The organism is Chitinibacter sp. ZOR0017 (genome assembly GCF_000799095.1).
In the GTDB taxonomy this organism is placed as follows: domain Bacteria; phylum Pseudomonadota; class Gammaproteobacteria; order Burkholderiales; family Chitinibacteraceae; genus Chitinibacter; species Chitinibacter tainanensis.
In genome coordinates, this window is sequence record NZ_JTLG01000045.1 from 171,100 (window position 1) to 190,743 (window position 19,644).

20 protein-coding genes are annotated in these 19,644 nt (G+C 59.0%); 14 read left to right on the forward strand and 6 right to left on the reverse strand.

Annotation, left to right across the window (positions count from 1 at the left end; genetic code table 11):
• Window positions 1-54: 54 nt before the first annotated feature.
• Window positions 55-282, forward strand: a complete 228-nt coding sequence (locus tag L991_RS15250) for a hypothetical protein (RefSeq protein ID WP_156129104.1) — start codon at window positions 55-57, stop codon at window positions 280-282.
• Between the two features lie 268 nt (window positions 283-550).
• The gene (locus tag L991_RS15255) at window positions 551-3,043 is read left to right on the forward strand and encodes an esterase-like activity of phytase family protein (protein WP_052191008.1); all 2,493 of its coding nucleotides are present in this window, start codon (window positions 551-553) and stop codon (window positions 3,041-3,043) included.
• A 134-nt stretch (window positions 3,044-3,177) separates the two neighbouring features.
• On the opposite strand, the gene L991_RS15260 is transcribed toward L991_RS15255, so the two are convergent.
• Entirely contained in the window at window positions 3,178-4,659 is a 1,482-nt protein-coding gene (locus L991_RS15260; protein ID WP_047396869.1) for an amino acid permease, read from the reverse strand.
• A 257-nt stretch (window positions 4,660-4,916) separates the two neighbouring features.
• Here L991_RS15260 and L991_RS15265 point away from each other — a divergent pair, with 257 nt between their 5' ends.
• The 11 genes from L991_RS15265 (at window position 4,917) to L991_RS15315 (ending at window position 15,775) form a co-directional block, all read left to right on the forward strand.
• A complete protein-coding gene (locus L991_RS15265) occupies window positions 4,917-5,693 on the forward strand; it encodes an ABC transporter substrate-binding protein (RefSeq protein ID WP_052190968.1) in 777 nt (258 codons plus the stop codon).
• A gap of 104 nt (window positions 5,694-5,797) precedes the next feature.
• A complete protein-coding gene (locus L991_RS16725) occupies window positions 5,798-8,365 on the forward strand; it encodes an ATP-binding protein (protein ID WP_197053913.1) in 2,568 nt (855 codons plus the stop codon).
• Window positions 8,366-8,467: 102 nt separating this feature from the next.
• Window positions 8,468-9,415 (forward strand): ChbG/HpnK family deacetylase, encoded by a 948-nt coding sequence (locus L991_RS16730; protein WP_052190971.1) that lies wholly within the window; start codon window positions 8,468-8,470, stop codon window positions 9,413-9,415.
• Window positions 9,416-9,430: 15 nt separating this feature from the next.
• A complete protein-coding gene (locus L991_RS15280; protein ID WP_047396870.1) occupies window positions 9,431-10,408 on the forward strand; it encodes a patatin-like phospholipase family protein in 978 nt (325 codons plus the stop codon).
• A 212-nt stretch (window positions 10,409-10,620) separates the two neighbouring features.
• Window positions 10,621-11,166, forward strand: a complete 546-nt coding sequence (locus tag L991_RS15285; RefSeq protein ID WP_047396871.1) for a YbhB/YbcL family Raf kinase inhibitor-like protein — start codon at window positions 10,621-10,623, stop codon at window positions 11,164-11,166.
• The gene (locus tag L991_RS15290) at window positions 11,163-11,552 is read left to right on the forward strand and encodes a VOC family protein (protein WP_047396872.1); all 390 of its coding nucleotides are present in this window, start codon (window positions 11,163-11,165) and stop codon (window positions 11,550-11,552) included. Before L991_RS15285 ends, L991_RS15290 begins: the two co-directional genes overlap by 4 nt.
• A gap of 8 nt (window positions 11,553-11,560) precedes the next feature.
• Window positions 11,561-12,373 (forward strand): helix-turn-helix transcriptional regulator, encoded by an 813-nt coding sequence (locus L991_RS15295; RefSeq protein ID WP_047396873.1) that lies wholly within the window; start codon window positions 11,561-11,563, stop codon window positions 12,371-12,373.
• A 133-nt stretch (window positions 12,374-12,506) separates the two neighbouring features.
• On the forward strand, window positions 12,507-13,937 hold the full coding sequence (locus L991_RS15300) for a DUF2252 domain-containing protein (RefSeq protein WP_047396874.1): 1,431 nt from the start codon (window positions 12,507-12,509) through the stop codon (window positions 13,935-13,937).
• A 184-nt stretch (window positions 13,938-14,121) separates the two neighbouring features.
• Window positions 14,122-14,496 (forward strand): cupin domain-containing protein, encoded by a 375-nt coding sequence (locus L991_RS15305; RefSeq protein WP_081986718.1) that lies wholly within the window; start codon window positions 14,122-14,124, stop codon window positions 14,494-14,496.
• A gap of 191 nt (window positions 14,497-14,687) precedes the next feature.
• Window positions 14,688-15,428 (forward strand): sugar isomerase domain-containing protein, encoded by a 741-nt coding sequence (locus L991_RS15310; protein ID WP_047396875.1) that lies wholly within the window; start codon window positions 14,688-14,690, stop codon window positions 15,426-15,428.
• 2 nt (window positions 15,429-15,430) lie between these two features.
• The gene (locus L991_RS15315) at window positions 15,431-15,775 is read left to right on the forward strand and encodes a hypothetical protein (RefSeq protein ID WP_047396876.1); all 345 of its coding nucleotides are present in this window, start codon (window positions 15,431-15,433) and stop codon (window positions 15,773-15,775) included.
• Between the two features lie 61 nt (window positions 15,776-15,836).
• On the opposite strand, the gene L991_RS15320 is transcribed toward L991_RS15315, so the two are convergent.
• From L991_RS15320 to L991_RS15330, 3 genes are all read right to left on the reverse strand, one after another.
• Window positions 15,837-16,154: a multidrug efflux SMR transporter gene (locus L991_RS15320; protein WP_034619752.1), complete on the reverse strand. Its 318-nt coding sequence runs from the start codon at window positions 16,152-16,154 to the stop codon at window positions 15,837-15,839.
• A gap of 161 nt (window positions 16,155-16,315) precedes the next feature.
• Window positions 16,316-17,041 carry a hypothetical protein gene (locus L991_RS15325; RefSeq protein WP_047396877.1) on the reverse strand — a complete coding sequence of 242 codons (726 nt, stop codon included), beginning with the start codon at window positions 17,039-17,041 and terminating at the stop codon, window positions 16,316-16,318.
• Between the two features lie 250 nt (window positions 17,042-17,291).
• Window positions 17,292-18,245, reverse strand: coding sequence for an RsmB/NOP family class I SAM-dependent RNA methyltransferase (locus tag L991_RS15330; protein WP_047396878.1), 954 nt, complete (start codon window positions 18,243-18,245; stop codon window positions 17,292-17,294).
• A gap of 114 nt (window positions 18,246-18,359) precedes the next feature.
• Here L991_RS15330 and L991_RS15335 point away from each other — a divergent pair, with 114 nt between their 5' ends.
• On the forward strand, window positions 18,360-18,728 hold the full coding sequence (locus L991_RS15335; protein WP_052190973.1) for a cystatin domain-containing protein: 369 nt from the start codon (window positions 18,360-18,362) through the stop codon (window positions 18,726-18,728).
• 11 nt (window positions 18,729-18,739) lie between these two features.
• Here the strand turns inward: L991_RS15335 and L991_RS15340 are convergent, their stop codons facing one another.
• Window positions 18,740-19,021: a SemiSWEET transporter gene (locus L991_RS15340; RefSeq protein ID WP_047396879.1), complete on the reverse strand. Its 282-nt coding sequence runs from the start codon at window positions 19,019-19,021 to the stop codon at window positions 18,740-18,742.
• Complete coding sequence (locus L991_RS15345) at window positions 19,018-19,644, reverse strand: HAD-IA family hydrolase (RefSeq protein ID WP_081986719.1); 627 nt, start codon at window positions 19,642-19,644, stop codon at window positions 19,018-19,020. The genes L991_RS15340 and L991_RS15345 overlap by 4 nt, the downstream gene beginning before the upstream one ends.

Genomic DNA, 19,644 nt, shown 5'->3' on the forward strand with positions numbered 1-19,644 from the left:
CTTGTCTTTACTGAAATTCAAACAGCATGATCAATCAAGACAAGGGATACCGAAATGCAGCTCTCAATGAAAATGTGTGCCGTCCCGATTTTGCTCGGGATCGCCTGCTTACTGGGGTATGGCGTGCTCAGCAGCGCCTTTGATCTGCGCGAAATCAGCCTCGTATTGCTGCTCCTGCCGCTGGGCTGGATGCTGATTTTTGGCGGCATTTATATTGGCCTGATGTATCTGAGCCAGATGAGTATCGACCCGATCCGCTTTCGCCCGCATCGCCATCACTAGGCTTGGCGCTTCACCCCCAACAACGGCTCGCTGCGGCGGGCCGGTGTGCTGTGGGCACCGCATAGTATCAGGTCAAGGTTTTTTACCTTTCGTCGCCCAATCAAATACCCCAGTGATGTATATCACCACAGCCTATTCCAGCTATAACTCTGCAGCAGATACCTTTCATCGTTTCGCCATCTAGACGTCATCGCTTTGTCGCGTAATTGCAAACGGCCTGCAAACTGCGCCCTCTATGCTCGCGGCATTTTTTGATGACGAGGTGCATATGTCTGCCCATCCCCGCGCCGGCCTTTTTGGCTTGGCCCTGCTTCCCCTGCTACTGGCCGCGTGCGGCGGTGGCGAACTGCAAACTCCAACCAGCAGCGTCACCGCGCCCACACTCAGCGGCCGCGCGATCCTGCCCGCCGCCACCTTCGCCGATGGCCCGATCTCGGGCCAGTATCTGGGCGGAACTTTGTTTAACGGCCACAGCGCGCCGTTTGCCAAACAGCCGGTACAAGGCTTTTCAGCGATTCTGAAAAATGCTGATGGCAGCTTCCTGGTAATGGCCGACAATGGCTACGGCAGCATCGAAAACTCGGCCGACTTTAATCTGCGCGTGTACACCATCCGCCCGAATTTCAAAACCGCCACTGGCGGCGATGGCAGCATCAAGACCGAGAAATTCATCGAGCTGAAAGACCCGAATAAACTGATCCCATTTGCGATCACCAATCAATTCAGCAAAGAGCGCGTACTCACCGGCGCCGACTTTGACATCGAATCAATGCAGCGCGCCCCCGATGGCACACTGTGGTTTGGCGATGAATTTGGGCCGTTCCTGCTGCATACCGACGCCAACGGCGTGCTGCTGGAAGCGCCAATCAAGCTGATGGATAGCGAAAATGCCGGCCAGGAAATCCGCTCGCCGCAAAACCCATACAGCGAAGAAGGCAGCGCGGTGCGTATCATGAATGCGGTACGTGCCCATGCGCAGAGCTTTGGCGCCAAACGCGCGCCGGTGTTCTCTCCGTACTTTGTGCAGCTGAAATACGACGCCAATGGCGTGAAATCCAGCCCGGATGCCCACTACGCCCGCGGCAAAAATCCGCAACCGGGCCTCACCCCAGCCACCAGCGAGATCTTTGATGTGGCCTCGCTCAAGAGCGCTGGCTATCAGGTGGTGACCTGGACGGTGAACGATAAAGCTAAAATGACCGAGCTTCTGAAAGCCGGCGTGAGCGGCATTATCTCTGATCGCCCTGATCTGCTGCTGGCGGCGGTGAAAGAATTTGATGCCAATAAAGACGGCGTGCCGGGCGACTACCTGACCAAAGACGGCCTGATTGATCCAGCCAAATTTGACGCCCAAGGCCACCGTGGCGCGCGCAATCTGCGCCCAGAAAACACCCTGCCCGCCTTTGAGGCCGCGCTGGATAATCTGATGACCACGCTGGAAACCGATTCGGGCATCACCAAAGATGGCATCTCCGTACTGAAGCACGACCCCTACATCGAAACCCAGAAATGCCGCCGCACCGATGGCACGCCGTACAACGACATCAAGCAAGAAGTGCTGATCAAAGACCTGACACTGGCGCAAATCCAGGCCGACTATATCTGCGATAAAGTCTTCCGCGGTGCCGACCAGAGCAACGACGTGGCACTCTCGCCAGTTTCGGCCGCGCTGGCCACGACCAAGGGCTACACCAGCCCGTATGTCTTGCCCAAAACGCAGGATATCTTCGATCTGGTTACGGCTTATATCGACTACTACAGCACCGGCGCGGGCAAAACCCATCCGGATGCGGCCAAACGCGTGGCCAACGCCAAGACCGTACGCTTTAACATCGAAACCAAGATCAATCCACGCAGCGATAAAGACAACCACGATAAAGTCTACAAAGACCGCACAGTGGGCTTTGAGCAAATGGCCGACACACTGGCCAAAGTGATTGTCGACAACAAGATGGAAGCCCGCGCCGACATCCAGAGTTTCGATTTCCGCACCCTGCTGCGCGTACAAGAGAAATTCCCGGCCATTCGTACCGTGTATCTGTTTGGCGATTTCCCGATCTATCCAGATCCGGCCAATACCGATGACGGCACCAATATGCAGGATGAAAACGGCAAAAACACGCCGTGGATGGCCGGCCTGTATTGGCCGTATCGCAGCACCGCCACCAGCAATCCATTCCGCGCGAAAAAATCTGGCGGTTTTGAAGGCATGGCGCTCTCAAGCGATGGCAGCAAGCTGTACCCGCTGTTGGAACAGCCGCTGACTGGCCACGATGACAAAACGCTGCTGATCAGCGAATTTGATATCGCCAGCCGTAAATACACCGGCAAAACCTTCAAATACAAGCTGGATGCCAAAGGCACCAATATCGGCGACTTTATCCTGTTTAACGCCGAAGAAGGCATCATTATCGAGCGCGATAACAGCACCGGCGATCTGGCGGGCTTTAAAAAGCTCTTCAAGATCAAGCTGGGCAAAGCCGGTGATTACGTTGAGAAAACCGAACTGGTCAACCTGATGGACATTAAAGATCCAAAAGGTATCAGCGGCACAGCCAGCAATGGCGATATCGGCCTGGGTGGCGTCTTTGCGATGCCGTTTGTCACCATCGAAGACGTAGTGGTGATCGATGAAAACACCCTCGGCGTACTCAACGACAACAACTACCCATTTAGCGTGGGTCGCCACATGGGCACCAAGCTGCCGGATGACAACGAATTTATGTTGATCACCCTGCCAAGCCCACTGAAACTGAAGTAAACCGCGCCGGCCTGCCTTGGGCCTGCCCAATAAAAAAGCCCGCGCTTGCGGGCTTTTTTATTGGTTTGCTCTAGTATACCGCCAGGCTGTATTAACCTAAAAAGCATTCAATATGATGCTTAGAGCGATATACCCTAGCGTTTCTCGCTATGCAGCAAGGCTTCACGCGCATCTTCAAAGCTCATTTCTTCCGGGCGCACCAGGCGGGTTTTATGCTTGAGGCGATAGCCCCACCAGATCGCCAGAAACAGCGGAATCCCGATATACGTCGCGGTAACGCCCAGCCAATCGATCTTGCCGGCGGCAAAGGCCTGATAGTTTTGCCCCAACATCACCAAGACACACAGACTAAACGCAAACAGCGGCCCATACGGGAAAAACGGCGAGCGATACGGCAGCTCATCCAGCGAATGGCCTTGTGCCAGAAAACCTTGGCGGAAACGATAGTGGCTCACCGCAATGCCCAGCCAGGCAATAAAACCGGTCATGCCCGACATATTCAGTAGCCACAGATACACGGTTTTATCTTCGCCCAGCGCGGTCAGGAAACACAGCATACCCACCGCTGTGGTGGCATACAGCGCATTGCGCGGCACACCATTGCCCGCCAGCTTGGCAAAAACCTTTGGCGCCAGGCCCTGCTGAGCCAGGGTAAACAGCATCCGCGTTGAGGCATACATACCCGAATTACCGGCCGAAATAATCGCCGTGAGAATCACGGTATTCATCAAGGCGGCCGCAAAGGCCAAGCCGGCATTCTGGAACACCAGTGTGAACGGGCTCATCCCAATGTCGGCAATATCGTTTTTCAGCAGCTTAGGATCGGTATAAGGGATCAGCAAACCAATCAGGAAAATGGCGATCACATAAAACAGCAAAATCCGCCAGAACACCTGCCGGATCGCCCGTGGAATCGCTTTATGCGGGTTTTCGGCCTCGCCAGCGGCCACGCCGATCAGCTCGGTACCCTGAAACGAAAAACCGGCCACCATCATCACGCCAATCATCGCGGGCAGGCCACCGACAAAAGGCGCCTCACCCAAGGTGAAGTTATGCCAGCCACCCTGCTCACCGCCGTGCATCACGCCAAAAATCATCAACAGGCCGGTGGCGATAAACACAATCACCGTCACCACTTTGATTAGCGAGCACCAGTATTCGGCCTCACCAAAGCCCCGCACCGAGATGTAATTCAGCGCAAACATCACCGCCAGAAAGCCGGCACTCCAGTAAATACCCGGCACATCGGGAAACCAGAACGCCATAATCAGCTGCGCCGCTACCAGCTCGACTGCAATGGTCACCGCCCAGTTGTACCAGTAATTCCAGCCCAGCGCGAAACCAAAGCCCGGCTCGACAAAGCGCGCACCATAGGTGGCAAACGAGCCCGACACCGGCATATAGGCCGCCAGCTCACCCAGACTCGTCATCAGGAAATACACCATCAGGCCAATCAGCAGGTAGGCCGCAATCGCGCCGCCTGGGCCGGCCTGGGCAATGGTGGCGCCCGAGGCCACAAACAGCCCGGTACCAATCGAACCACCGATGGCAATCATCGACAAATGGCGCGCTTTCAGATTGCGCCGCAAGGTGGGTGGGGAGGAAGAGGTACTCATTACGTGGGCTGCATCCTATGTTTTGATTAAAAAATGGTCAGTTGATGATGCCTGAAAAGCCCTGCGCTGTCGTTTGTGGCTATCCCTAGTCAAACACAGTGCAGCCACAAAGCCAGTCAAACAGTTTGACCTAAAATCAGCGACGCCAGCTTGCAGGGATTTTTCACCGCGCCAGCACAGCATGTAGGAAAGCCTGCACGCCCGCCGTTTATCGTCTCAGCGCCCGTCTTGCTACCCCAGCACCAGCGTAAGCAGCCATGCTGACGGTAAATATAATTCTGCTGCGCGCCACCATGCCCTTGTTGCTGCTGGCCCTCTTGCTGGCAATGCCAGCACTGGCCCAAACCACCATCACCCTGAACGCCGAAGATGATTGGGCGCCGTATTCTTATGTAGAGCGGGGCAAAGAGGGCATTCAGGGCCTGGCACCCAAAATCATCACCGCGGCCTTTGCCACCCAGCAAATCAAGGTCAATTACCGGGCCGTGCCCTTTAGCCGCTGCCTGCGCGAAACCGAGGAAGGGCAGGCGCTGGGCTGTTTTGATATTGAAATCAATAGCGACAACGCCAAGCGCTTTTACTTTCACCGTACACCGCTGTTTCAGGAAGGCCTGTCGATTTTCGCCCGCGCCCCGCATCGCACTGGCCTAAGCGCGGCCGACTTACCCGGGCATGCGGTAGGCGCCACCAATGGCTACACCTATCCGCCGGTGATCATGCAGGATAGCCGCATCCGCAAAGATATTTCCCCTAGCGATGAAGTCCAGCTGCGCAAACTACTGGCGGGCGGCCGGATCGACTACGCCCTGATCAACACCACCCCGGCCAAACTGCTATTCAAGAAAAACTCGGCCTTCAAAGGCGCGCTGCTCGAAGTCGGGCTGGTGAATCAGGCCAGCTTCTTTATAGGCTTTAGCAAGAAACACCCCGATGGGCAAAAGCTGGCCGAGCTATTCGAAGAAGGCCTGCGCACCATCAAAGCCAATGGCGAATATGAACGCCTAATGCGCGAATTTCGCGCCAGCCTGCAGTAGTTCAACTCGCTTTGCGCCGTGGCAAAACAGCAATTTTGATTGGGTGATAGCCTGCATTCCGCTATCCTGAAACTTATCCCGTTTGAATGTACTGTAACAGCCGCGTGAATCCCGCCATTCTGACCGCCATTTTGCAGGCTCAGTCCGCCTTTTTGGCCGACAGTGTTGCCCCCGCTGTGTGGCAACAAGCCTTGCGCCAGCTACTGCCACTCGCCCCGGCGCGCGGCGGGCTGCTGGCCAGCTTGCGCGATGATGGGGCACTGGGCATTCTGGCCATTAGCGAAGGGCCGCAACTGAGCCAACCTGCAGCGCTGGCGCCACTGCAACTTCCCTGCGAAGACTGGCAGCGCCTGCATCGCTGCCAACCTTGCTGGGTCTCGCTGGATCAGCTACAGGCGCTGAATCAGCCGGCCTTGGCTTGGCTAGCGGCGCAAGCCGGCACCCGCTGGCTGGCACTGCCCCTGCACCGCGAAAACCATTTAGAAGGCATCGCCCTGCTGGCCGTGCAAGAGCGAGATTTGCTGCCACTGCAGCTGGATGAACTGGCACCCCTATTAGCCACGCTGGCGCAATTACTTGTGTTTCAGCGCCAAAAGGCCGCTTCCGCCGCCGAACAGGCCAGCCAGCGCCGGCAGCAAATGGCCTTGACCACACTCTATCGGATTACCGAACTCACCGGCGATGATGATCTGGCACTGATGCAGGCCGCCTTGCAGCTGGGGGTGGACTATTTTGGCCTTCCCTTTGGCGCCATCGGCCAGATTACCGCCCAAGAATACCGCGTGGTGGCCACCTATCTGGATGGCCAAACCCCGCAGCTGGCCACGCATTATCCGCTGGCCGAAACTTACTGCCAGCTCACGCTAGAAACCAACGATGTGTTTAGCGTTTCGGCCATGGGCAGCTCACGCTGGTCACAAGCGCCCTGCTACCGGCGTTTCGGGCTGGAAGCTTATATCGGCGTACCGCTGCGGGTCGCGGGCCAGCGCTATGGCACGCTGAGTTTTTCTTCGCCCCAAGTGTATAGCCGGCTCTTCGATGAAATCGACGTCGGCTTTTTGCGGCTGGTGGCCCGCTGGGTAGAAACCGCACTCGAGCGCCAGCAAGCGCGCAGCGAGCGCAAACGCCTGCACGAACGCTTTCAGAAAATTGGGCAGGAAGTCCCCGGTCTGATTTTCCAAACCCGGATGAATCTCGATGGCAGCAGTGCTTATCTGTACGCCAGCGCCGGCATTGAGGATATCTACGGCCTGCAACCTGAAGACGTGGCCAACGATGCCTCACGGGTATTGGCGGTCGTGCATCCGGATGATCTGCCCGCTGTGGTGGCCAGCTATATGCAGGCACTGGAAACCCTCAGCCACTGGGATACCATTTACCGGGTCAACCACCCTGTGAAGGGTGAAATCTGGGTTGAGGGCCATGCCAAGCCCGAGCGCACGCCAGAAGGTGACACCATCTGGTATGGCATCGCCACCGATGTTACCGCGCAAAAACAAGTGCAGCTGCAACTTGAACACGCCAAGCAAGCGGCCGAGGCCGCCAATCAGGCCAAGAGCCAGTTTCTGGCCAATATGAGCCACGAAATCCGCACCCCGATTAATGGCGTGCTTGGCATGACCCGGCTGCTGCTCGATACCGAGCTCAGCCCCCAGCAGCGCGAATACGCCGATACCGTGCGCTACAGCGGCGATGTGCTGCTGAGTGTAATCAACGATATTCTCGATTTTTCTAAAATCGAAGCCGGCCATCTGGCGCTGGAGCAGATCGATTTCGAGCTGGCCACGGTGCTGCACGAGCTGGGCTCGATGATGGCGCTGCGTATCCGCGAAAAAGGCCTGCACTATCAGGCCGAGCTGGCCCCCGGCGTACCCGCCCGCCTGCGCGGCGACCCGGGCCGCCTGCGGCAAGTGCTGCTCAATCTGGTCGGCAATGCAGTCAAGTTTACTGACACCGGCGGGGTACAGCTCAGCATCAGCGTGGCCAGCCAAAGTGCCAGCCACTGCACGCTACAATTTAGCGTGCGTGATAGCGGCATCGGCATACCGGCCGAGAAAATCCCGCAGCTGTTTAACCGCTTTTCGCAGCTGGATGAATCCACCTCGCGCCGCTATGGCGGCACCGGGCTCGGCTTGGCCATTTGCCAGCAGCTGGTGACGCTGATGGGCGGTGAAATCCGCGCCAGCAGCCAACCCGGCCAAGGCGCCGAATTCAGCTTCACCCTGCCGCTACAAGTGGCCGACCCCGCCAGCGCGCAGCCAACCCCACGAGTGCCGCAAGCGGCCAATGGCCAGCATTACCGAGTTTTGCTGGCCGAAGATAATCCAGTGAATCAGCGGGTGGCGGTCAAAATGCTGGAAAACCTCGGCTGCAGTGTGCACACCGCCAATAATGGCCTGCATGCCCTGTCGGCGCTGGCGCGGCAAGATTTCGACATTGTGTTTATGGATCTGCAAATGCCAGAAATGGATGGCATAGAGGCCACTCGCGCCATCCGCGCGGGCGACGCCGAAGTGCGCGACCCGGCTATTGCCATCGTGGCGCTCACCGCCAATGCCTTGGCCGATGAAAAAGCCCGCTGCTTTGCCGTTGGCATGAATGATTTTCTGGTCAAACCGATCCAGCCCGAAGCGCTGGCCGGCGCTTTGCGCCAATGGGGCACGGCCACCTAACGGTCAGCTTGTGCGTTTGCACAACGGCACACGCCCTCAGCCCCCGCCCAGCGCAGCCCGCGTGCCATAATTTCCGGCATGACCCTCTGCCCGGAAACCGCCATGACGCTGCAAGAACGCCTGGGATTTGCCCCCACCGACCGTGTTTTGATTGTGCATGCCGACGATATTGGCATGTGCGAGGCCACCGTGAGCGCCTGGCGCAGCCTGCACGGGGTTAGCGCCATGAGCTCGGCCTCGGCCATGGCGCCATGCCCATGGTTTCCCGCCGCCGTGGCCGCTGCCCGCGCCGCAGGCGCCACAGCCGACATGGGGCTGCATCTCACGCTCAATTGTGAATGGCGCGAGCATTATCGCTGGGGGCCCATTACCGGTGGGCATACCCCGGCAGGGTTAGCCGATGCAGCCGGCTATTTTCATCCGCTGGCGGCCGATACCTATCAGATTGCCGATCTCAGCCGCGCCTACGATGAGCTGGCGGCACAAGTAGCGCGCGCCCAAGCCTTGGGCTTGCCGCTTACCCATCTCGATACCCATATGATGACGGCGCTGCACCCTGAGCTCTTTCGCCATGTCTTGCGCCTGAGCGCCGAACTGCAATTGCCGGTGCTGGTGCCGCATTATCGCGACCCACAGCTATTTGCAGATGAAAGCAAAATGCCGCTGCCGCTGTGCCAGCAAACCAGCGCCCTGATTAGCGGTGCCGCCGAGCAGGTCAAGCCGATTGACGCATGGGCGGTACTGCCGTTCGGCCAGTATTTGCGCGACGAAGAACGGCTGCTGTGGGCCGAGCATGTGCTCAAATATTATTTCCACGCCCCCGGTGTGTATGCGCTGATTGGCCATCCGGCCAGCGATACGCCCGAGCTGCGGGCGCTAGCCCCCGACTGGGCTACCCGCGTCGCCGATCTGCGCCTGTTTGCCAGCGCCGGCCTGCGCGAGCTGATTGCGCGCGAAAACTACCGGGTGGTGGGCATGCGCGAAATCGCCGCGCTGGCGCCGCGCACTCACAGCACTGTCACATCCACCGCCTATGCTGCCGCGCATTAACCGGAGAAGCCCGTCATGAACAATATCGCATTGCTCTTACAAGGTGGCGGCGCGCTGGGCGCCTATGAATTGGGCGTATTGCGCCGCATGCACGAACAAGGCCTGCTGCCGGTAAAAATGGTGGCTGGCGTGTCGATTGGTGCGGTCAATACCGCGGTGCTGGTGGGTAGCAAACACGCTAATCCGCTCACTGCACTGGAAACACTGTGGCAAAAGCTCACCGTGCCTAATATCCCCTTTGCGCCGCAAATCGTTGAGCAAAATTTATCGCTGCTGGGCAACCCGCATATGTCACGGTTGCGCACCGATGTGTGGAATATGCCGCGCTGGACTTCGGTCTACTCGGCTGACCCATTGCGCGAGCTGCTAACCGAGCTGGTGGATTTCGACAAACTCAATGCCTCCGAAACGATTGTGCAGCTCTCGGCCGTGCAGATCGAAAGCGGCGAGATCGCCACGTTTAGCAATCGCGACGGCCAGCGGCTGGAGATGGAGCACGTGATTGCGTCGCTGTCGATTCCACCGATGTTCCCGCCGGTGGTGATCGAGGGCAAACATTACTGGGATGGCGGGCTATTTGATAATGCGCCACTGGGCGCAATGATTAATGCCCTGCCGCCCCAGAGCGAGGCGCATTTTGTGATCGTGAATCTGTTCCCACTCAAAGGGCAGGTGCCGGGCAATCTGGTTGAAACGCAAGACCGGATGCTGGAGATTATTTTCTCGAACAAGGTCTTGGGTGATATGGGGCGCATGGCCGATTACAACGGCTTGGCCGAGCTGTATCAGGCGCTCAACCAGAGCCTGCCGGCCGACTCTCCGATCCGCCAGCTGGAGGGCTTTAAAGACATCGCCCGCCTGCGCATGCTGCTATCGCCCACGGTGATCACCAATCAAATGCCAGAGGCCGAGAGCACCACGCTGGATTTCTCGCCACGCAGCATTGCCGCGCGCATCGCCGCTGGCTACCGCGATGCCTGCGCCCAATTCTAAGCACTTTCACTCTTAAGGGTATTGCTCGCAAGTCAATATGAATTAAAGCCTGACAAGCCATACCCCAACACCAAATCCCCACAACGCTCAATCAGCCGCCCTGAGCGGGCCAGATTGAGCGTTTTTGCATCAAAGTCGAGCGTTTACGCATCATCGCCGTCCCCCCGCCCATTTATGCTGATCAGCACATTCACCCCGTTTGGAGCTTGATGATGTTGATCCGCCGTTTTAGCCAATTCACCCTCGCTTTGGTCGCCAGCAGCATGCTGCAGGCGGCCGACTTCACCCTCAGCAGCCCTGATCTACAGACCGGCCAGGCCATGAGCCGCCAGCAAGAATTCAATGGCTTTGGGTGCAGCGGTGATAACCGCGCCCCCACGCTGAACTGGCAGCACGCCCCGGCTGGCACCCGCAGCTTTGCCGTCACCGTGTACGACCCCGATGCGCCCACCGGCAGTGGTTGGTGGCATTGGCTGGTGGTGAATCTCCCCGCCACCAGCAATGGTCTGCGCGCCAAAGCGCTGCCGGCTGGCGCGCTGGAAACCCGCACCGATTACGGCCAGCCCGGCTATGGCGGGGCGTGTCCGCCGGTGGGCGATGCACCGCATCGCTATATCCACACCGTCTGGGCGCTGGATATCGAGCGTTTACCCGTGGATGCGCAAGCCAGCGGCGCGCTGGTCGGCTACCTGCTCAATCAGCATGCGCTGGGCAAAGCCCAACTCACCGCCACCTACCAGCGGCGCGCCCAACCATGATCGCGAGCCTAGATCACTGGGTGCTCACCACTGGCGATCTGGCAAGGTGCCTGACCTTTTACCAGCAGCTGGGTTTACGCGCGGTTGAATTTGCCCCCGGCCGCTGGGCCTTGCACTTTGGTCAGCAAAAGATCAATCTGCATGAGGCTGGCGCCGAAATCAGCCCGCATGCCCGCTATCCACAGCCGGGCAGCCAGGATTGGTGCTGGCTCGTGAGCGAGCCACTCGGGCAAGTACAAGCGCGGCTGCACGCACTGGGCATCGTCATCGAGCAAGGGCCAGTGCGCCGGCAAGGCGCGTGCGGGCCGCTGTGGTCAATCTATCTGCGCGACCCGGATGGCAATCTGCTCGAGCTGGCCGAGCAGGACGCTGCCAGCGCAACATAGGGGTAAATATGGCTAATTTGCAGCTACGCAGCATTCAGCATGGGCTGATCCTGGCCCAAGAAACCCAGCTGCTGCGCGAAGTGCATTGCCTGCAACCGGTGTTAATGCGGGTGCGGCAGGGGCAGAAACACTGGTGGCTGGGCGAGCACAGCGGGGTGGCCAGCACGGGCCAGCTGCTGCTGATGCCCGCCGGCGCGACGCTGACTGTGCGTAATGAGCCCGGCCCGCAGGGCTATCGCTGCGAAGTTATCACCCTTGGCTCGCAACTGGTTCAGCTGGCGCGCCAGCAACATGCGCAGTGGCTAGCGCCGCAGGCCACCCACAACCCGCGCTATAGCTGCCCCGCCAGCCCGGTGATTGGCCAGCAATGGGATGAATTATTCGCCGCGCTCGCGACGCATGAACCGGAGCCGCTGCTGGAACACCGCGCCTGTGGTTTATTGCTCAGCCTTTTGCTGGCCGACTGTGGCGGCCATCTGCTGCTGGATCGTAGCAGCCGCAGCGATGAGCGGGTGCAGCAGCTCTTGCTGCTGAACCCTGGCCATGATTGGACGGTGCAAACCCTGGCGCGCCAGCTGCATGTGGGCGAATCCACCCTGCGCCGGCAATTGCAGCAAGAGGGCACCTCGTTTCGCCAGCTACTGGATCAAGTGCGCCTGAATACCGCGCTGGGGCTGCTGCAAACCACGCGCCAGCCCATCGGCCAGATTGCGCTGCAATGCGGCTACGCCTCGGCCTCGCGCTTTAGCCAGCGCTTTAGTCAGCGTTTTGGCATTGGCCCGCAACAGCTGCGTAAATCGATTCCCGCCGCCAACCACTAGCCGTGGGTATATCCATCCAAGCCAAGGTCAGAAAAAGCCCCAGCCATATACCCTATCTAGCCCGTGAAAGCCGGCAAGGCTGCGGCAAACCCGCTATGCTGGGCAGATCTGCTGTCTTGCGTTGGAGCCTGCCATGAGCAATCACCCCGCCTTTGATGCCAAATACGCCGCCGGCCGCGCCCTGCGCGACACAACTGCCCGCGGCAGCCATCATCACCCCGGCAATCTGGAACGCGACCCGGTGCAGCTCTTGAAGCAATCCAGCCAGGGGCGAGTGCAACGCTTGGTGCCGCTGCGCTATGGACGGATGCTCACCTCGCCGTTCGCCTTTTACCGCGGCAGCGCCATCATTCAGGCGCACGATCTGGCCGGCACGCCCCACAGCGGCATTTATCAACAGATTTGCGGCGATTGCCATCTGATGAATTTCGGCGGCTTTGCCACCCCCGAGCGCAATCTGATCTTTGATCTGAATGATTTTGACGAAACCCATCCCGGCCCATGGGAATGGGATGTAAAACGGCTGGCGGCCAGCTTTGCCCTCGCCGCCGACCACATCGGCTGCCATCAGGACAAGATTGATGACATTGTTTATGCCGGCATTCGCAGCTATCAAAGCCACCTCGCCGATTACGCTGAGCTACCGGCGCTGTCGCTGTGGTATGAGAAAATCAGCTTTGCCGATCTGCGCGAAGACGCTACCGACCCCGATGCCGCCACCCTACTGGACGGCCTGATCGCCAAAGCCGGCAAACGCACCAATGAACTGCTGCTGCCCAAAATGAGCCAGAAGCAGCAAGGCCGCTGGATTATGAACGACAATCCACCCAATTTATTTCATATCCACGGTGATAACCGCTTATTCGACGAAGATGATAACTGGCTCTCACTGGGCAATTGGCATACGCTGGCCGACGGCCTGATCGAAAGCTATCGCACCACGCTCAGCTATAGCCACCAGCAATTGCTGGGCTATTTTTATCCACAGGATATGGCCTTTAAAGTCGTTGGGGTTGGCAGTGTGGGTACACGTTGCCTGGTCTTGCTGCTGGCCGATGATTGCGACAACCCGCTGTTTTTACAGATTAAAGAAGCCGTGCCCTCGGTGCTGGCGCAATTTAGCCCCAGCCCAGCCTGCAGCTTTACGCATCAGGGCCAGCGCGTGGTGACCGGGCAGCGGGTGATGCAGGCCGCGAGTGATTATTTCCTCGGCTGGGGTACCGGCCCGTTTGGCCGGCATTTTTACTTCCGCCAGCTACGCGATATGAAGGTCGCAGTGGAGCTCGAAACCCTGGATAGCGATTTATTACAGCATTACGCCCGCCTCTGCGGGCGCGCCCTCGCCCGCTCGCACGCCCGCTCGCACGCCCGCGCCGGCGGCCAAGGCGCGCAAATCAGCGGCTATCTGGGACGTAATGACCGCTTTGCCAGCGCACTGGTCGATTACGCGCAAAGCTATCGCGCGCAAGTCGAGCGCGACTACCAACAGTTTCGCAGCGCCTGCCAGCGCGGCGAATTGCCGGCGCAAACCGAAGCCGACTTTGGGGCCGATTTTCGGCTGTAAACCAGTAGCGGTTTGAGGCTAGTCGTTTGATTTTCGGCCCGCGGCCAAGCAGTCGCCCGCGCTAAAATCTAATACCCGGCAACGTATATCGCCACAGAGCATATAAATCAGAAGCCTTAACCGCATACCCAGCAACAAACATCCACAGCCAAGTAGGCCCTGCTATTCAAACCAAGAGTCAGCGATGCCCAGCACCCCCACGATCCCCCATTCCGAGCCCGCCAATTCATCACCACTCAATCCCAGTGGCAATCTGTTTGCGGCGGCCACGCCGCCCGCCAGTGGCGAGCTATTTAGCGTCTTGCTGGAGCGGCCAGATTTATTGATTGAGCGCATCGTCAGCTCAGATCAACTCAGCCCCACGCTGTATTGCCAAACGCAAGACGAATGGGTGGTGCTGCTGCAGGGGGAAGCCAGTGTGCAGTTGGGCGCTGAGCGCGTGCAGTTGCAGGCCGGCGATTATCTATTTATCCCTGCGCAAACGCCGCATCAGGTGCTCGCAACCAGCGCGGGTGCGCTATGGCTGGCGATTCATCATGGGCCGCGCGGGGCGGCGTGAATATCACCACGCCAGCCGGCTAAGCTCACGGGTATACCGCCAGAAGTCTTATTTAAAATTACTCACAATTAAATACCCACAGCAGGTATTTTAACAAAGCCAGCGGCAGCACCACCTCAGGCCTGCGCCCGCTAGGCAAAGCAGCCGCAGCGGCGTAGCGTAATGCGCAGAGATCAACGCTTGGAGCCGCTATGTCTAGCTACGCCTCAGAATACCTCAACACGGTCACCGCCCTGCTGCAGCGGGTACAGGATGAACAACTGCCCCAGCTAGAGGCCGCCGCCGCGCGCATTGCCGCCTGCATTGCCGGCGGTGGGCTGTGGCATGTGTTTGGTAGCGGCCATTCGCAGCTACTGGCCGCCGAGCTGTTTTACCGTGCGGGCGGCCTCGTGCCGGTGAATGCGATTCTGGATTTGCCGCTATCGGTGATGGTGAACGCGCGCCGCTCCACGTGGCTGGAGCGAGTGCCCGGCTATGCCGAGCAATTGCTGCAGGATGAACCGGTCAGCGCCGGTGATGTGGTGCTGGTGATTTCCAACTCGGGCCGCAATGCCGTGCCGATCGAAGTGGCACTGGCCGCCAAAGCGCGCGGGGCAACGGTGTTTGCGCTCACGGCGGTGGATTTTTCGCGCCGGGTCAGCTCGCGCCACCCCAGCGGCTATAAGCTGCTCGACTGCGCCGAGATCGTATTTGACAACTACGGCGTTGATGGCGATGCCGTGGTGCAGATCCCTGGCTGTGCCAGCGCGGTGGCCGCCACCTCTACCGTGGTGGGCAGCGCATTGTTGCAAGCGCTGGCCGCAGCCACCGTGGCGCAATTACAGCAAACTGGCCACGCAGCCCCGATCTGGCAAAGCGCCAATGCCGAAGGTGGCGAGGCCCAAAATGCCGCCCACCTCGCCCAGTATCAGGGCCGAATTAAGCGGCTATAGCCATGCGCAACCCTCGCCTATTACGCTGGCTACAAGGTGCGGCGGTGATCCTGCCGCTGCTGTATCTACTCGGCGGCGCCATCGTGCTGCTGCTATTTTATCGTACCCCGCCCGATGGTCTGGGCAATCTGTTTGTTTTTTTATATACACTGCCGCTGGCGCTATTGGGGCATAGGCTGTGGCCGGGGCAGTTTCCCTTTATGCCCGGCGGCTATTATCTAGCGCATACGCTGTACTTTATCCCCAGCGTTTTGCTGCTGGCGGGGCTGCTGTGGCTGGCTTTGCGCGCAGTGGCGCGGTGGCTGGCACGCGGCCGATCGCACGCACAGCCCGGCAATCAGCAATAAAAAAACCCGCTCGATGCCCCGAGCGGGTTCAGTGTGCTTTCGCCTACGGTACTGCGGCGCTTTAGCTGGCGAGCTTCAAGCCCATCACGCCGGCCACGATCAAGGTTAGGCAAGCAATGCGGGCAGCATTAAGCGGATCGCCAAACCAGATAATCCCGCCAATCGTGACCCCCACTGCACCAAGGCCAGTCCAGATCGCGTAAGCGGTACCGGCCGGAATATCTTTCATTGCCCACGAGAGCAGGCCCATATTCAGAAACGACAGCAACACCGAGCCCAGCATCAGCCAGCGACTAGGATAAATCTGCACCAGCTTGAGCGACAGCGCCCAGATAATTTCAGTAAAAACGGCAAAAGCCAGAATCAGCCAACCGGACATCACAACCTCCTACGGGGCCTTGAACAACGGGCTCGGAAGGTCGAGGCTGCCGGAAACCCGCAAGAGGCAGCGGCCGGCATTATCGCCGGCCACTGCGGGCGGGGCAAGCATGTCAGGCGGGTAAAAATACCATACGGCGCATCAATTCAAGCACTTAGCCTTCAGCGCCGGTAGTTGTAAAAGCCATCATAAATCCGGCCGGTGCGGTCAAAATTGCAGCTATAGGTCAAGTTACGTGACCCACCCTGCACAAAAATCACCTGCCCATCGCCGGTTAAATTACGGCCATTCAGATTGGTGCTAAACAGGCTAAGCGATTTCACTGCGCCATGATCATCATCCAGATGGCGCTGCAAGACCTGACTGCATTCCTGGCGCAGATATTGCGTATCGCTCAGCGGATTACCGCCAGTGCCAGCGGCGTAGCTCTCGCGTTTCTGGTTTTGCGCCAGCTCGCTGTCGCTGGGCTTTTCGTTGGCCTTATCGCCGTTTTTATTGCCACTCATCATCGCGGCCAATGCCACTAACCCGACCACCCCCGCGCCGATCGCCAGCGCGCGGTCCCGTTTTTTGTGCGAATCATCTTTACCGCCCAGCGCATCCTGATTCACATTCCAGCTCACCACTTCGCGATACCGCACTTTGCAGGTAAAGGCATGGTCTTTGCCATCGCGATTGGCGCGCACCCGGCCATTCAAATCATACGAATCCCAGCCGGTATCTTGCACATCGTCATAGCGGGCATCGCTGTATTCATTGCCCCAATGCACAATCTTGTCATCGCAATCGCGGCGGGCGCTCGATTCGTTGTATGCCAGCGCAGGGCTGGCAGTGCCTAACAAACTTGCAATCAGCAAGCCAATCAATACTGGGCGGGTCGTGGCCATTGTCGTGCTCTCCAGGTGCTAGTTGGTCATTTGCATGCGGGTGCATGTCATTCAAGCTAGCAGACGGAGACAACAATTCGATGACATGCTGGCCAAGCGAGCGCTGAACAACCACCAGTAGGTAGGCACTTGCGCGCCAGCAGCGCGGGCTGCACACGGCCACCGCATCCAAACAAAAGGGGTATAGCCACAAGAAGCTCTAAAATCAAAGCTTCTGTCGCTATACCCCATTTAGATCAAATAGCTTGCCTTATTTCAACCGACGCAATTTGGCAATAAAAAAGCCGTCATACACCTCATTGGGCAAAATCCGCCGCGCGAGCGCCACGGCCGCGGGCCAATCTTTGCCTTGCCAGTGCGTGATGCCGGGCTGGGTATTGCTGATGGGCAATTCAATCGCTTCCAGCGTCACCGCATCGCCGAGGCGGTCGAGCACATAGGTCAGCACGCCTTCGTTTTCTTCAGGGGCGAACGAGCAGGTGGAATACAGCACCAGCCCGCCCGGCTTCACCGCCTGCAGTGCCGAGAGCAACAGCCGCTGCTGCTTTTTGCTGCATTCTTTCACCTTGGCCGGCGTCCAGTGGGTGAGGGTTTCCGGGTCGTTCAGATCAAAGCGCGCCTCGGATGAACACGGCGCATCCAGCAACACCCGATCGAAGGTATCGGGCGTTTTGCTGCCGACCGCACGGCCATCATGCATATAGCAGCGGGCCATGGTTACGCCTTGCTCGTCCAGGTTGCGTTTCAGGCGGAAAAAGCGATCTTTCACCGGCTCCACGGCCGACAGGCGACCGTCATTTTGCATCAGCGCGGCCAGTAGCGTGGTTTTACCACCGGGCGCAGCGGCCAGATCCAGCACCGCTTCACCGGCCTGCGGCGCCACCAGCAAGGCGGCCAGCTGGCTAGAAAGATTTTGCAGATAGATTTCGCCCGCGTAAAACTCGGGGGTTTCGGTCAGCGCGCGCTTTTGTGCTGCCGGCACAATGGCAGCAGCCGGATAATAATCCACCGGCGTGAGCGTAAAGCCCGCCGCGCGCAGACGCTCTAGCACTGCCGCCGGCTCGGCTTTGAGCGTATTCACCCGAAAAGCCACCGGCTTTTCACAGGCAAAGCTATCCATCACCGCCGGCAATTGCGCTGCCGGCACAATTTGGGCCAGACGGGCCGCAAAAGCCTCTGGCAAAGAAAGTGTCGTCGTTGTCATGCCGGTATTGTAACTGTAAATCCGGCCTCGCTAGGCTGCCGGCTTGACGCGCGGCCCACCCCGGCGCAGCATGCTCCCATCCTTGCAAACCTTGTCAACTATCGGAGCTTCAATATGCGCACCGCCCTACTAAGCGTACTGGCCATCACCACCCTGAGCGCCTGCGCCGCCAGCACGCCAACTCCACCTACTAACTGCCTGCCCGCCAATCTGGCCGGCAGCTACCACCCGCAAACCAGCGTATCGCCCGAAGCCGAAGAAGCCGCCGCCGTGGCGCTGCGACAAATGAACACCAGCGCCAAGCTGGAGCAAATTTTAGAAGTACGCACCCAGGTGGTGGCCGGCCTGAATTACGCGCTGCGCCTGCGGCTGAGCAATGGCGAGGAATATCAAACCGTGGTGTGGCGCAAGCTGGATGGCAGCTGGGAAGTCACCCAGCCGCTCAATAAAACCCCGCTGCAACCACTCTGCCCAGCACAATAAGCACCGCGCCACTAGGGCTTATGCTGGAGCTGGCCCGCCCGCTCAAAGCGCAGCTTCATCAGCAACACCCCGCTGGCCAAAAGCAGCGTAAAGGCATTGGATAAAATAATCGGCGCCGACTGAATCAACAGACCATAAACCAGCCAGCTCAAGAGCCCCACACACAGCAGCGCATACATCCCCAGCGAAATATCCTGCGTACTGTGCGTGCGCCAAACTTGCACCACCTGCGGCACAAAGCAGCTGGTGGTGCAGGCGGCGGCAAATAGGCCCAATAGCTCAACCGGATTCATGCGGCCACCTCCGCATTTGGCGCCCAGCGCACCTCGCGCCAATCACTGATCTGCCCAGCGATGCCGGCCGGGCTGGGTACCTGCTGCCCCACTTGCATCACCGTGCAGCCCGCCGCCAACGCGCTGGCCATGCCGGCGCTGGCATCTTCAAACGCCAGGCAGGCGCTGGCCGGTACGCCCAGCAGGGCGGCGCCGCGCAAATAAGGCTCGGGGTGCGGCTTGCCGTGCTCAATATCATCGGCACAAATACTGTAGCGGGGCAGCGGCAGGCCGCAATGCGCCAAGCGAGCTTCCATCACCGCCCGCGAAGCAGAAGTCACTACCGCCCAGCGCTCGGGCGGCAGTTGCGCCAGCCACTCGGCTGCGCCTGCTATCGCCACCACTCCCGTGCTATCGCTGGCTTCCAGCTGATCTAGCCACGCGCTTTCTGCCGCAGCATCCAGCTCGGGGGCGACTAATTTCACCGTACTGCTGCCGGGGATACCATGGCATACGGCCAGCACCCGCTCCAGCGCAATGCCATGCCGCTGACACCAGCGCGCCCAGATTTGCTCGATATTGGCCGTTGAATCAATCAAAGTGCCATCCATATCAAACAGAAAATAGTTTGAATTCAATAACAT

Excerpts from the sequence above, each read along its gene's own strand:
- L991_RS15335 (WP_052190973.1), top strand. The coding sequence starts at position 18,360 with ATGCGCACCGCCCTACTAAGCGTACTGGCCATCACCACCCTGAGCGCC.
- L991_RS16730 (WP_052190971.1), top strand. The coding sequence starts at position 8,468 with ATGACGCTGCAAGAACGCCTGGGATTTGCCCCCACCGACCGTGTTTTG.
- L991_RS15285 (WP_047396871.1), top strand. The coding sequence starts at position 10,621 with ATGTTGATCCGCCGTTTTAGCCAATTCACCCTCGCTTTGGTCGCCAGC.
- L991_RS15325 (WP_047396877.1), bottom strand. The coding sequence starts at position 17,041 with ATGGCCACGACCCGCCCAGTATTGATTGGCTTGCTGATTGCAAGTTTG.
- L991_RS15320 (WP_034619752.1), bottom strand. The coding sequence starts at position 16,154 with ATGTCCGGTTGGCTGATTCTGGCTTTTGCCGTTTTTACTGAAATTATC.
- L991_RS15265 (WP_052190968.1), top strand. The coding sequence starts at position 4,917 with ATGCTGACGGTAAATATAATTCTGCTGCGCGCCACCATGCCCTTGTTG.
- L991_RS15295 (WP_047396873.1), top strand. The coding sequence starts at position 11,561 with ATGGCTAATTTGCAGCTACGCAGCATTCAGCATGGGCTGATCCTGGCC.
- L991_RS15260 (WP_047396869.1), bottom strand. The coding sequence starts at position 4,659 with ATGAGTACCTCTTCCTCCCCACCCACCTTGCGGCGCAATCTGAAAGCG.
- L991_RS15300 (WP_047396874.1), top strand. The coding sequence starts at position 12,507 with ATGAGCAATCACCCCGCCTTTGATGCCAAATACGCCGCCGGCCGCGCC.
- L991_RS15290 (WP_047396872.1), top strand. The coding sequence starts at position 11,163 with ATGATCGCGAGCCTAGATCACTGGGTGCTCACCACTGGCGATCTGGCA.
- L991_RS15340 (WP_047396879.1), bottom strand. The coding sequence starts at position 19,021 with ATGAATCCGGTTGAGCTATTGGGCCTATTTGCCGCCGCCTGCACCACC.
- L991_RS15250 (WP_156129104.1), top strand. The coding sequence starts at position 55 with ATGCAGCTCTCAATGAAAATGTGTGCCGTCCCGATTTTGCTCGGGATC.
- L991_RS15280 (WP_047396870.1), top strand. The coding sequence starts at position 9,431 with ATGAACAATATCGCATTGCTCTTACAAGGTGGCGGCGCGCTGGGCGCC.
- L991_RS15315 (WP_047396876.1), top strand. The coding sequence starts at position 15,431 with ATGCGCAACCCTCGCCTATTACGCTGGCTACAAGGTGCGGCGGTGATC.
- L991_RS15310 (WP_047396875.1), top strand. The coding sequence starts at position 14,688 with ATGTCTAGCTACGCCTCAGAATACCTCAACACGGTCACCGCCCTGCTG.
- L991_RS15345 (WP_081986719.1), bottom strand. The coding sequence starts at position 19,644 with ATGTTATTGAATTCAAACTATTTTCTGTTTGATATGGATGGCACTTTG.
- L991_RS15305 (WP_081986718.1), top strand. The coding sequence starts at position 14,122 with ATGCCCAGCACCCCCACGATCCCCCATTCCGAGCCCGCCAATTCATCA.
- L991_RS15255 (WP_052191008.1), top strand. The coding sequence starts at position 551 with ATGTCTGCCCATCCCCGCGCCGGCCTTTTTGGCTTGGCCCTGCTTCCC.
- L991_RS15330 (WP_047396878.1), bottom strand. The coding sequence starts at position 18,245 with ATGACAACGACGACACTTTCTTTGCCAGAGGCTTTTGCGGCCCGTCTG.